The sequence below is a fragment of the Xenorhabdus szentirmaii DSM 16338 genome (genome assembly GCF_002632585.1).
Classification (GTDB): Bacteria; Pseudomonadota; Gammaproteobacteria; order Enterobacterales; family Enterobacteriaceae; genus Xenorhabdus; species Xenorhabdus szentirmaii.
The window spans coordinates 1,383,203-1,395,705 of sequence record NZ_NIBV01000001.1 but is presented as its reverse complement, the minus strand read 5'-3'; the positions used below and the strand labels follow the sequence as shown (position 1 = coordinate 1,395,705).

9 protein-coding genes and 4 pseudogenes are annotated in these 12,503 nt (G+C 42.0%); 5 read left to right on the top strand and 8 right to left on the bottom strand.

Translation table 11 applies throughout. From position 1 onward, the window contains the following. Window positions 1-693 precede the first annotated feature (693 nt). The 5 genes from Xsze_RS06425 (at window position 694) to fis (ending at window position 4,887) form a co-directional block, all read left to right on the top strand. Window positions 694-936 carry a YhdT family protein gene (locus Xsze_RS06425; RefSeq protein WP_038240688.1) on the top strand — a complete coding sequence of 81 codons (243 nt, stop codon included), beginning with the start codon at window positions 694-696 and terminating at the stop codon, window positions 934-936. Further along, window positions 926-2,365, top strand: a complete 1,440-nt coding sequence (panF, locus tag Xsze_RS06420; RefSeq protein ID WP_038240687.1) for a sodium/pantothenate symporter — start codon at window positions 926-928, stop codon at window positions 2,363-2,365. The genes Xsze_RS06425 and panF overlap by 11 nt, the downstream gene beginning before the upstream one ends. Window positions 2,366-2,433: 68 nt before the next feature. Beyond that, window positions 2,434-3,315: a 50S ribosomal protein L11 methyltransferase gene (prmA, locus tag Xsze_RS06415; RefSeq protein WP_038240686.1), complete on the top strand. Its 882-nt coding sequence runs from the start codon at window positions 2,434-2,436 to the stop codon at window positions 3,313-3,315. Between the two features lie 284 nt (window positions 3,316-3,599). Continuing rightward, window positions 3,600-4,583 (top strand): tRNA dihydrouridine synthase DusB, encoded by a 984-nt coding sequence (dusB, locus tag Xsze_RS06410; RefSeq protein WP_038240685.1) that lies wholly within the window; start codon window positions 3,600-3,602, stop codon window positions 4,581-4,583. Window positions 4,584-4,590: 7 nt separating this feature from the next. Then, window positions 4,591-4,887, top strand: a complete 297-nt coding sequence (fis, locus tag Xsze_RS06405) for a DNA-binding transcriptional regulator Fis (protein ID WP_010847912.1) — start codon at window positions 4,591-4,593, stop codon at window positions 4,885-4,887. Window positions 4,888-5,302: 415 nt separating this feature from the next. Here the strand turns inward: fis and Xsze_RS06400 are convergent, their stop codons facing one another. From Xsze_RS06400 to Xsze_RS06370, 8 genes and pseudogenes are all read right to left on the bottom strand, one after another. Continuing rightward, the gene (locus Xsze_RS06400; RefSeq protein WP_051462514.1) at window positions 5,303-5,521 is read right to left on the bottom strand and encodes a helix-turn-helix domain-containing protein; all 219 of its coding nucleotides are present in this window, start codon (window positions 5,519-5,521) and stop codon (window positions 5,303-5,305) included. A gap of 410 nt (window positions 5,522-5,931) precedes the next feature. Then, window positions 5,932-6,723, bottom strand: a complete 792-nt coding sequence (locus tag Xsze_RS06395; RefSeq protein WP_244431845.1) for a phage tail protein — start codon at window positions 6,721-6,723, stop codon at window positions 5,932-5,934. 280 nt (window positions 6,724-7,003) lie between these two features. Then, window positions 7,004-8,062: pseudogene (locus Xsze_RS06390) on the bottom strand (terminase large subunit); the annotation flags it as partial. After that, a pseudogene (locus Xsze_RS22090) lies at window positions 8,060-8,362 on the bottom strand (phage major capsid protein); the annotation flags it as partial. The pseudogenes Xsze_RS06390 and Xsze_RS22090, both read right to left, overlap by 3 nt. A 171-nt stretch (window positions 8,363-8,533) precedes the next feature. Next, window positions 8,534-8,926: a hypothetical protein gene (locus Xsze_RS06385; protein WP_038240683.1), complete on the bottom strand. Its 393-nt coding sequence runs from the start codon at window positions 8,924-8,926 to the stop codon at window positions 8,534-8,536. Window positions 8,927-8,928: 2 nt separating this feature from the next. Beyond that, entirely contained in the window at window positions 8,929-10,098 is a 1,170-nt protein-coding gene (locus Xsze_RS06380; protein ID WP_038240682.1) for a hypothetical protein, read from the bottom strand. A gap of 289 nt (window positions 10,099-10,387) precedes the next feature. Further along, window positions 10,388-10,846: pseudogene (locus Xsze_RS23190) on the bottom strand (Hcp family type VI secretion system effector); the annotation flags it as partial. Window positions 10,847-11,327: 481 nt separating this feature from the next. Beyond that, window positions 11,328-11,747 (bottom strand): annotated as a pseudogene (locus Xsze_RS06370) (winged helix-turn-helix domain-containing protein); the annotation flags it as partial. Window positions 11,748-12,503: the final 756 nt, after the last annotated feature.

The following is a 12,503-nucleotide window of genomic DNA, read 5'->3' as shown; positions in this document are numbered from 1 at the left end:
CTCACCCAATTAATACGATAAGTAAAAAACGTATATTTATTTTCTGCGCAAAATATATTCCCGGTTACAAACAGGACACCTTGAATTGTCATCCTCCATGATTAAATCATTAGCCATACAGATGGTTAGCTGATAAAAACCGAACCGGTAGAAATAACCACACGCATTAGAAGAACATGAAAAAATAGATTTACTCATGTTATTTATCTAATTTAAAAACGTGAAAGATCAATTTTTAAAGCAGCATGAAATTGACAAAATCAGATCATGAGAGAACAATGAAAACATAAAAACAAATATTTATCAAAAAGTTACACAGAGCAGAAAAGGAAGGGAGAGGTTATTGAATTTATAGTGGGAAGAAATGAAATTAACGATATAGACACTTAATGTAATCTATTTTTATATTCAAAAATCCAATAAAAGCAGAGTAGCCTTTTCATTTAAAGAACACACTGAAATAAAATGATTTTTTTCAAATTAAATATAAATCAATTAATTCCATGTGTAGCTTTCCAATTGTTAACAATTAGAAAAAACGAATGTGAATTTCAATCAAGTATACTTGCATTTAAATTTTAATTACCCCTCTGATTTTATTAAAAATGACACGGCACATTTTCTCCTGAATAAATCTGCGCATTGCCGTACAATTCTCGCCATATTGTTTCCTATAAGTTACCCGGAGAACGGATGGACAGACGATTTGTTCAATCCCACAAAGAAGCACGCTGGGCTGTATTCCTGACGCTGGCTTATCTTGTTGGTTGGCTGCTGTGCGCCTATTTACCCAGTGATGACATTGGCTTCACTGGCCTGCCCCGCTGGTTTGAACTGGCTTGCCTGCTGCTGCCCGCCTTATTTATCATCCTCTGTTGGTTGATGGTGAAGTATATATTCAAAGATGTACCGCTGGAGGATACCGATGCAAAGTGAAGTGATTTTTCCTCTCGTAGGCTATTTGGCACTGGTTTTCCTGCTCTCCATTTATGCTTATCGCCGCCGCCAAACGGGTGAATTTCTGCATGAATATTTTCTCGGCAATCGCTCAATGGGCGGTTTTGTATTGGCAATGACGATTACCGCAACCTATATCAGTGCCAGCTCGTTTATTGGCGGGCCGGGGGCAGCATATAAGTACGGTATTGGCTGGGTTTTGTTATCCATGATCCAACTCCCCGCGATATGGCTTTCCCTTAGCGTACTGGGGAAAAAATTTGCCATCCTTGCCCGTCGCTACAATGCGGTGACACTCAATGACATGCTCTATGCCCGCTATCAGAGCCGCTTTCTGGTCTGGTTTGCCAGCCTGAGCCTGCTGGTCGCCTTTGTCGGCGCAATGACTGTCCAGTTTATTGGCGGAGCGCGTTTGCTGGAAACTGCCGCCGGCATTCCTTACGACACAGGTTTGCTGATTTTTGGTGTATCGATTGCCCTTTACACCGCGTTTGGCGGGTTCAGGGCCAGTGTCCTCAATGATGCCCTGCAAGGGCTGGTGATGCTGCTGGGAACAACGTTATTGCTGGCAGGCATTATTTACAAAGCCGGAGGGCTGTCGGCAGCCATTTCCACTTTAAGCACGATTGACCCGAATCTGGTGTCACCACATGGCGCCGATAACATCCTCACAGGGCCATTCATGGCATCTTTCTGGGTACTCGTCTGTTTTGGTGTCGTCGGGCTGCCACACACAGCGGTGCGCTGCATTTCTTATAAAGACAGCAAAGCCGTTCATCGCGGTATTATTCTTGGCACTATTGTAATGGCGATCCTGATGTTCGGGATGCATCTTGCGGGTGCACTTGGTCGCGCGATCATTCCTGATCTGACCATTCCTGATCAGGTAATCCCAACCCTGATGATCACTGTATTGCCCCCGGTTGCTGCGGGAATATTTCTGGCCGCGCCAATGGCTGCAATTATGTCCACGATTAATGCCCAACTGCTGCAATCCTCTGCGACTATCGTCAAAGATCTCTATTTGAACCTGTTTCCGCAACAGCTCAAACAAGAGAAAAAACTGTCACGCATTTCCAGCTATTCCACTTTAATTTTAGGTGCCTTACTGCTGTTGGCGGCATGGCGTCCGCCAGAAATGATTATCTGGCTGAATCTGCTGGCATTTGGCGGCCTGCAAGCCGTTTTCCTCTGGCCCCTTGTTCTGGGACTATACTGGGAAAATGCCAATGCACACGGCGCAATCAGCTCAATGCTGACAGGTGCAACAAGCTACACCCTGCTGGCAACGTTCAATCTCCATCTGCTGGGTTTTCATCCCATCGTGCCATCACTGCTGTTAAGTTTACTGGCATTCGGGTTAGGGAATATGATGGGACACAGACAACAGAGCGCTGCATCCCAGTAATCGCAGCGTGACTTTACCTTTTCAACGATTTTACCTTGACAAAAAGTGTTACCAAAAAGAGAGTTTTTATGCCTTGGATACAATTAAGATTAAACACCACGGGACAACAAGCGGAAGCATTGGGTGATGAGCTGGTAGAAAGCGGAGCGGTATCAGTTACCTTCCAGGATAGCCACGACACCCCGATCTTTGAACCGCTGCCGGGTGAAACCCGTTTATGGGGCGATACCGATGTTATCGGATTATACGACGCTGAAATGGACATGAAAGCCGTCGTCAGCCAACTGGAACAAGTTCCGCAATTGGGCAAGGGCTTTATCCACAAAATTGAACAACTGGAAGATAAAGACTGGGAGCGTGAATGGATGGATAACTTCCACCCAATGCGCTTCGGCAACCGCCTGTGGATTTGTCCCAGCTGGCGCGAAGTACCAGAACCAGACGCAGTTAACGTCATGCTTGATCCCGGCCTGGCGTTCGGAACCGGTACTCACCCAACCACATCCCTTTGCCTGCAATGGCTCGATGGCCTTGATTTAGCAGGCAAAACCATCATCGATTTTGGTTGCGGCTCAGGGATCTTGGCCATCGCGGCATTAAAATTGGGTGCGAAGCGCGCCATCGGTATTGATATCGACCCACAAGCGATTCAGGCAAGCCGGGATAACGCTGAACGTAACGGTGTATCTGACCAGCTGACACTTTACTTATCCAAAGATCAACCTAACGATCTTGAATGTGATGTCGTGATTGCCAACATACTGGCAGGCCCACTTCGTGAACTGGCCCCGATTATCGGCTCGTTACCTAAATCTGGTGGATTATTAGGCTTGTCGGGTGTTCTGGCAAGTCAGGCTGAAGGAGTCGCTCAAGCCTATGACAATGAATTCATTATTGATCCAATAGCAGAACAAGAAGAGTGGTGTCGCATCACAGGGATTAAAAAATAATCACCCCAGCTCTATTGAAAAGCGAGATTATCCACTAAAATGATGATCCAGGAGGTCAATTGGTGGTAATCCGCTCTCTTTATGATTAGAAATATTGGTAATAATAAATTTCATCAATAACGCATAACTATATGTTATTTAAAGATAATTTGTCATTTTTGAAAAAATCAACTGGAAAAAATCCGTTATAAATATCGATTCGCTCAAAGTTTGGCCTTTCATATCTTGTGAAAAATGCGTAATATACGCGCCCTTAGTCACAGTTGACCACTCTTTCTTCGCCTATGCGTATCGGACAATACCAGTTGAAAAACTGTCTTATTGCAGCCCCTATGGCTGGCATAACAGATCGCCCGTTTAGATCTTTGTGCTACCACATGGGAGCCGGAATGGCAGTTTCAGAAATGCTTTCTTCCAACCCACAAGTTTGGAGGACAGATAAATCTCGGTTGCGTATGGTTCATAGCGATGAACCCGGAGTGCGTTCTGTACAAATAGCCGGTAGTGATCCCGATGAAATGGCGGCAGCGGCGAAAATTAACGTCGACAGTGGCGCTCAGATCATCGATATCAATATGGGGTGTCCGGCCAAAAAGGTGAATCGTAAACTGGCAGGCTCTGCATTGCTGCGTTACCCGGAATTGGTTGAAAAAATCCTTTCTGCGGTAGTCAATGCAGTTGATGTGCCTGTCACTCTGAAGATCCGCACTGGATGGTCACCGGAAGAACGAAACTGTGTAGAAATTGCCCAATTGGCCGAGCGTTGTGGTATTCAGGCTCTTACCATACACGGCAGGACACGCGCCTGTCTGTTTAATGGGGAAGCCGAATACGACAATATCCGGACAGTTAAGCAGACTGTTGCCATTCCAATTATTGCCAATGGCGACATCACTGACCCGCTAAAAGCCAGAGCAGTGCTTGAATACACCGGGGCTGATGCCCTGATGATAGGCCGCGCTGCTCAGGGAAGACCCTGGATCTTTCGGGAAATCCAGCACTATCTGGAAACAGGAGAACTGCTGCCACCGATGCCCATAGGCGAAGTGCAGCGTTTAATGAGCGAGCATATACGAGAGCTGCAAGATTTTTACGGTCAAGGCAAAGGAGTTCGTATTGCACGCAAGCATGTATCTTGGTATCTCAAGGAACATGCTCCTGATGACCAGTTTCGGCGCTCATTCAACGCCATTGAGGATGCCAGCGAACAGCTGGAGGCGTTGGAAGCATACTTCGAAAATTTTTGCGTAAATAAAGAAAAGAGCTGACAGAACTATGTTCGAACAACGCGTAAATTCTGATGTACTAACCGTTGCTACTGTTAATTCACAAGATCAGGTGACTCAAAAGCCTCTGCGTGATTCAGTTAAACAAGCACTGAAGAACTATTTTGCACAACTGAATGGTCAAGACGTCAATGACCTGTATGAGCTGGTACTGGCTGAAGTAGAACAACCACTGTTGGACATGGTGATGCAGTACACCCGTGGTAACCAAACCCGCGCAGCACTGATGATGGGAATCAACCGTGGTACCCTGCGTAAAAAACTGAAAAAATACGGCATGAACTGATCCTAGTCCAGTAACATGTTGTTGAAGAAGCACTTTCTCTTTTTGAGTGAGTGCTTTTTTGTTTAGGATTACCCCACCAAAAATTCCTCAACATAAAGACACGTTGCAAAGCGTAAGTACCAGAAAGAAAAATAAAGATGTTTAAAATCGAGGCGTATTCAGAGCAATAGAGGGTTGCGAAGGATTTCGTCGAAAGTTATTGAGAAACTGAAGTGATGGCTAAATTTCTACCCATCAGAAGATTTCTTTGTAACGGTTATCATCTGACCTTTTCGTAATAACATCACCGATAGTGCCAGCCAATCACATACTGTGAACAATGAAATGAGGTGACTATTTCCCTGATGTTTTTCTGACATTAGAATGATTATTCTGATGAATTATCGCGAACTTTCCTTTCTAATAATTCTCCGGTCTAAGAATCAAAATAACAGCTAGGCCAAATTTCAGAGGGATATATTTCGAGATAGTTAGCGATAATCCATTCGCCTTTAGGCCACGGTCTGCTGAGAGTATTTGCCAGTGTAGATGAACTGAGTCCCGCTTCACGGGAGACTGCCGCTAAAGTTGTACCGCGCTTACGCAATGCAGCAATAATATCGGCTTGATGCCAGTCATTTCTAACGTTATTCATTCCTGCTACCCCTTCCATTAATTAAGCATTGATGGTGGCGATTCAGACAGGGTTTGCAATACCGGGAGCTATCGTCCGGCGAGGCCGAAGCCTCCCCCGCCTGAACCACCATAGAAAAAGCGAACGCAGGCACACTGGTAGAAACATCCTACCAGTGGATAGCTCTACAGGGTTGCAAATCCCTGACCACCGGATTTTGCCGATGGCGGGGCTACTTTAACTGATTGGTTTATCTGACTAAATAATCGAACTCGTATAAACGCTTAACTTTTTGCGTTATATCTATTAAGCATATTGGAGTGCTTAAAAACAGGGGCAGCTTAGATTGCCCCTGATATTAAAATAATCTGTGAAATTGAGATGAACTCACAGGAAGCTGTGAGTTAAAAATTATCTATATTGATTCAGTCTTAAGCTGCTCTAACTATATAGTTGAATGCTACGTTACGTGGACGTGCCGAAGTATAAGCCCACCAATCATACAAATCTGAATTCCCCTTATTCCAATATATCCATTTCTTACCTTTAATATTTGCCCATTGAGTATCTGTCATAGGATCACCAAACGCATATTTTGGTTCACCAATAGAGCTTATGTCCCCTGTATCATTGTCATCGAAACCTGAAATAATAGTTCCTTCCTGATGTGTTAATATTTCCCTACTTGGATCTGCGCCACGTCCATTATCTAGCCCACGAATAAATTCCCCTCTCAAATCAGGTAATATTCCTGATGGATAGGCAATAGCAAGTTTCGGGTATTTGAATTTATCAAACGGCTCACCATTACATATAAGCCATCCTTCTGGCGCCGTTTCTGTCGGCCAAGGAACGGGAACACCAACAGGTAATACCGATCCTTCTGCCAGTCCAAGGTTCTTAACAAATTCCTCTTTGTTAGGTATATCTGCTCCATTCTGGTCTTTTGCCAAACGAGTATCAGCATTATCATTAGCTTTGTTTGCTAAATCATTTGCCGATTTAACTGCTTTAGATGTTGCTGCATGAGTTTCACTATCACTACAAACATCATTACTGAGAGTGACAAAACCTCTATCGTCCAATGTTGCATAGGGATGATTACGACTTGCAGCGTGCTGATCAATAGCTTCTTTGATTGAATCTTTGACATATTCCGGCGTAGTAACAATAACCAAATTGCTATCTTCTGAAACAGGTGCATCAGGCTTCTTATCTTGCATAGTAATTCCCTCATTTAATCAACAATACACATTGCTAAGTAACATGAAGGCGGTGGGATACTACTCCGCCTGTGAACATCAATAAATGGTTCATCAATATTGGAGAGTACGGATTGACTAATATTTGATAGGTTGCATGTTTTGGTGGCAGGATGACATAAAATGACAAGTGAATAATTAATAAAATCTATCTAATGATTGATAAAACTTGGTGAAGTAAAGGTGAGATTCCTCACTCTTTTACACTTTGATTGCCATTCAATAAAAATCAATAAATTAGCTAAATTCCGTCAAAATTATTTAATCGTTGTTGCTGTTCCTCGTTTAAGCTAAACACAAACTCCTCATGCTCAATCTGCCATGTGCCAAAACTCATCAGGAGAGCGATTGCAGAGTCAATCTTGTTTGCTAATTTCTTCTTGTTCGGTTTGATATTGGCGTTTGCATCGGTTTCCATCACCACATTGGACATTGCCCACGCGAGCACCGGATCGCCGTTGTGACGAATGACTTTACGATTCACGAACACCTCTGCTGATTTTGCCACCGGACTAAAACGTAGATAGGTTTGTGGGAACGGTTCAACATCCAGCCCCGCGCCCTGTAATTGGGCTCTAAGATGCGTGGCGTTCCACGTATCAAAGCCGACGAGCTTGATATCAAACTGCTGGCTGTCGTTGAGGATGTCATCGCGGATACGGTCATAATCAATGCAGTCGCCTGCGGTGATGCGTATCCGGCCTGCTTGTACCCACTGGCGATAAACCGCACGATTTTTATTGGCGGGGTTCTGCAATTGTGCTTCGGGCAGGTAATGGCGGGTCAGTACTAACAGTTCATTATCCACGGGGAACGTGTAACAGAGGCTGGTGATATCGTCTGTTGAAGACAAATCCAGTCCGGCGTAACATTCCAACCCTTTAAGATCGTTTTCATCATAATCACTCTGGCAGGCTTTCCATGCGCCTTCGCCCATCCACGGCGTTTCGCCCTGACACCAGATATTAAAGCGTTTGGTTAGCATCTCTGTCCATTGCGAGGGAATGCCACGGGCTTTCTGGATGGTGTCATGTAGTGAGGCACTATCTACCGATATATCTAAATTGGGATTAGCTTTAATCCAAAGGGATTCATCATCAATCTCTTTCTCGTCGTCCAGTTCGTAAATCAGGGCGAACAGGGATTCATTTTGTTCTTCGCCGTCCAGTATCTGACAACAATAATCATAGTGCTGCTTACAGGCCGAAATAACGTTACTGCCCGCTGTGGTAATGGCAAACAGGATACCTTCGGGACGTGCCCTCATTCCCAACTCAAGGGCAGAGTAAACCGCGTTATCAGACGGAACGCCCGTAGATAAAGAACGAGTTTCGCCAGTCGGAACATAGTGGCGCAATTCATCATTACTGAGTTTTTTGTTGGTCGGCTGGTTCTTTGCCTAACTACGTTCTTCATTAGCCAATGACGCATAACGGGCAATTTCAGTATTCAGCGTATCGGACTGGCTGCGCAGTTCGTCGAATTGTTTGGCTTCATCGGCATTGAGTGAGCGCTTTTCAGTTTCAGCCTTAGTGAGAAGCGAACGTATTTGATGGGTTAAATCGGATTTTTGCTGGCGTAATTCGAGTAATTTTTTCATGGTGTCTCTACGCACAAATTTTAATTTTTTAATGGCTTAGATTTTTAACATCATGAAAATAATAAGAAAGATATTCAATTGTGCTGAGTAAGCATACAAAATATAAGTAGAGAATATTTTTTATTAAAAATATAAAGAGTGGCGATATAAATCGCCATTCTGCTAATTTTATTATTCTTTTACCTTTATGGTGTAGATCTTGTTAAATTTTCCTCCCCCTGTAAACATTGTCCCGCTAACTCCTCCTCCTACGGTTATATATATTTCACCTACTTTCGATGGCTTGCCACTTATTATCAAATGATTATAATCTTCTGATATTTCCTCTTTACCATGAAGCATAAATTTACTTTTATGAGGACTCCATTTTATTCCTGAATCAGGTGGTTCTATAATAATTGGTGTTTTGGAATATACACTACCGCCTTCTATAAGAATAGAAACATGATATTCCTTACCTACAGTGGCATCCGGCAGATAGTTTTCTTCGGGATAAACAGATACAGAAAGTGAGCTGCATGATGAAGTAAAGAGAATAAAAAGCAAGAGTATTATTTTCCTCATTTTTATTTCATTGGCTTAAAAACCAACCCTCCAAAAGTATGCTCCATAAAATAATCGTATGATGTATTACTTTTTACCCACGGTTTAACCCTCCCCCATGAAAATAATATGAGGTTAACACTATTATCGTATTCTCTTAATTTATCTTCCCAAACAACCCAATGATTTTTACCAGATGTTTCCCTCAAGGTCCCTAACATACCAGCAGAAATTAAAGAAACCACATGATAACCTTGTTCAATATAATTATTCAGTTCTTCGATATCCTTTTTATTACTATGCATTAAACTAATATTACTAAATACTTTTTCATAACCAGCTTTTTCAAACCATTCTGACAGTGGCCACCACGCAGTAATCCCTGCTACCGGAGATGCAACCTCATCGTAACTCAGTATCATATTTTCTGAGTCTCTCAAACTTGCTAATGTTATCCAATCCAACCCTGAAATTTCTTCGTCTTTTCCATCATAAAAAGAGCCCTTAGGATGTCGGCAACCCTCACCCGGTTTAATTTCCAGTTGACCAATTTTAGTTTTGCCATATTTCCATAATTCGCGGGCAGCCTGCTCATAAATATCCGGTCTGTCTATTTGCAGGCAATAAAAAAAAGCAGCAGGGCCACATAAACTTGCTCCATTTTGATCCGGATAAGTTCTTTTAGACAACCTATCCTGAATTTGTGATTCAATTTTACTTTTTTCAAACGGATCGTGTGGATGACCAATTGGATATTCTTTCGCAATAAAAGGCCGTTCAGGAATGGTGATTCTTAATTCAACGGTATTATCCCCCTTGCTGACCGGTTTTGTTTCAATTGTACTTTCAAAATAACAGGCATTTTCCCGTTTTTTCTCCGAGCAGGCTTTACCCGAAACAAATTCACCGAGGGTATACATTTTCTTAAAAGGGGTTTGCAGTACCGGAAATACATTTGAGACATGTTTGCGGTATAGCATCATTTGCATGATATAAATGACGGAAAGTGAGTCGTCTGTTTCCTGCGTGACATGCTGTTGTGTTTCATAATTACTCTGTAGTGTTTCCTGAAAAACATCAAGCAAGATATGTAAATTCCCTTTTGCATCCCGACGATAAATGGCTAAATCGTAAAGCAGGTTTTCAACCGGCACGTTGGATTCTATTTTTGTCTGAACAGTATAGGTTGGCATGGTATTAATCCTTTAAAATATGAAAATTCAGGTTATTTTTGTCATCCGTGAGATGCCATTGGGTAAAGCCCTGCTTATCAGTCGTCCCTGTTTTTATCTGACCATCCGGCAGGCAAACCCGATACTTGCATTCGGTTAAAAGATTGCCGTTATCATCCACACAACGATAACGGGCATGATGTTTAGCGGGTTTTATCGGATTTTCTTCAACCAGCGGCTTCTTAAGTGGCTTAACATTCGAGAACCCAGATAAAAGCGGTTTGCCTTCTTCACGTCCGGCTAATTGTGTAATGCTGTAGCCCGAAGTCCCTGCGGCGATGTGGTTACATGAAATGGATTTGTAATCAAGCTGTACCGTTTCATACGGTATCTGGTCATTACTGTTTATTGAGTGGGGGTAATGACAGGTAAAATCAACAAGGGTTGCACCTGTTAACTTAATTTCATAAAAGGCTTCTAACTGCCCCATCGGGTTAGTTCGGTAACATAAAAAAACAGCCTCTAACAATTCGTTACCGTCAATTGCCATCACTAACAGCGGTGAGGATTTATCAATAGGCTTAGTAAAACTGACAGGATGATGATGTGCGTTCTGGTCACGGCTCACCGAGTGATTCACACTCAGTACCTGTATTGCATTTTCCCGCCCTGCCTGATAGCGGTTTCCGATAGATTCCGGCGTGGAACATCCCGCTGAAATAAGCCCTTGCTTCTTGCCTTTTAACGACAAGTAAATGAGGTGTGACATTCTTGTCTCCTGTAACAGCACTTCCGATAAATACTCAGTGAAACAGGATATAACAGAATTATTTATCTATTCCAGTGTGAATAAAAACCCATCAATGAAATTGTGATTAATTTCTACGCTTAAATAAAATCAGATAATGACCTAATGTGAATTTCAGATAGTGCCAAAAAATAAAAACCGGACTGCGCACAGTATTTGCTTCTGATTTTATTTACCTGCCAGAAGCCCCCTTTGAAAATCTTTTTCACCCTCTAAGTTATGCACCCTCTGCACAATTCCCTGAAAGCCTTGCTACATCTGGGTTTGATGCAATTAATATGATATTCACTGACTGTATCATCTGTTCACCCATTTTTTAGATTAATGAAGAGAATGTAGAGTTGATGTATAATTAAAAAATAACTATACATCTATTATTTTCTTTTAAATACAGTTCGATATTTGAAGTGGTGTATGGAATGCAGACCTAAAGCCAAAAGTTTTATATAGGTGATTCAAAGTCTCGACATTCAGGCACTGACGGTAGCCATTCTTCGGCCTCTTCCGATAATTCAACGTTATAAGAGTAACCTTTCTTGGTTCGCACTTTCCGATACTCTTTTCGGTACTCCAGCATAATCTTGGGGATGGATTCACCAAACTTAGTCAGTGTCAGCGGACGTTCAAAGCCGTGCGCTTCCATAAAAGAAAGATAGGCATGATACAAGTACAATCTCGGTGCGCGTGGGCTAATATTTTTATTGCCCATCTTCATCCCAGTTGCATCATTGACAGACACCAGATAACCACAAAAGCGATACAACGGGCCGGAATGACTCTTTACCGTTAACGTTTCGTTAGAGTCACGTTGCGCCTGTAGCAGTTTTTTAGCCTTATTCTGGTCGGCAAATTCGTTTAATAAACGTCAGGGTTTGAACGATTTCAGCAAAATGGCTTACTGCCCTGTGAAAAAGTGGGGCCATTGATTGGCGTTAATTACCTTTGGATGGTTACCTGACAAAAAAGTCGTCTGCCAGAGCAAAAAGTTTGGAATAATATCCTGTTAGGATAGGCTATTATTCATTCTTCAACTGATGTCCTGCCTCTTTTTTAGGGCGTTGAGTCAACATCATTTTAACTTCGCTGTTTTCTTTCACTTCTGCAAGCACATCTAAAACTCATCCGGCGAGTTATCTTTTTTTATTTGCACCTCCACCTTCCCATCAAAATACCTTAAATTCCAACAGCAAAATCGTTTTTATCAACGCTAAATTATCCGCCTATATCTCACATTCTGACGTAATAGTGCTAAAAATGATCTCAAAGCGGTAATTTTCCATTAATTGATTATCAAAGAAAAAATGAATTTTGTATGATTAAAACCATCCTATTCTAGGATAATTTATATCTAGTTGTTTTAAAAAGGAAAAAACAGCACCCTATCTCCTTTGTCAAGCAATGGAAGGTGCCAATTTTCAAATTATGCGGAAATGCGAGTGAAACCAGATTTGAAGCAGATTAAAAATTTATTCAGTCGAAAAAGTGATAATAAATGATATTTTTTATTAAAAGTTATCAAATCAACGATAATAATCACTAAAAACATTTAAATCTATTTATATAAGTCAAATAAGTAAAATTTTATTAAAAAACAAAACATTTTATACCAAACTGTAAA

Bases quoted from the DNA above. Each gene is read 5' to 3' on its own strand.
- Xsze_RS06425 (WP_038240688.1), top strand. From the start codon at position 694: ATGGACAGACGATTTGTTCAATCCCACAAAGAAGCACGCTGGGCTGTA.
- panF (WP_038240687.1), top strand. From the start codon at position 926: ATGCAAAGTGAAGTGATTTTTCCTCTCGTAGGCTATTTGGCACTGGTT.
- prmA (WP_038240686.1), top strand. From the start codon at position 2,434: ATGCCTTGGATACAATTAAGATTAAACACCACGGGACAACAAGCGGAA.
- dusB (WP_038240685.1), top strand. From the start codon at position 3,600: ATGCGTATCGGACAATACCAGTTGAAAAACTGTCTTATTGCAGCCCCT.
- fis (WP_010847912.1), top strand. From the start codon at position 4,591: ATGTTCGAACAACGCGTAAATTCTGATGTACTAACCGTTGCTACTGTT.
- Xsze_RS06400 (WP_051462514.1), bottom strand. From the start codon at position 5,521: ATGAATAACGTTAGAAATGACTGGCATCAAGCCGATATTATTGCTGCA.
- Xsze_RS06395 (WP_244431845.1), bottom strand. From the start codon at position 6,723: ATGCAAGATAAGAAGCCTGATGCACCTGTTTCAGAAGATAGCAATTTG.
- Xsze_RS06385 (WP_038240683.1), bottom strand. From the start codon at position 8,926: ATGAGGAAAATAATACTCTTGCTTTTTATTCTCTTTACTTCATCATGC.
- Xsze_RS06380 (WP_038240682.1), bottom strand. From the start codon at position 10,098: ATGCCAACCTATACTGTTCAGACAAAAATAGAATCCAACGTGCCGGTT.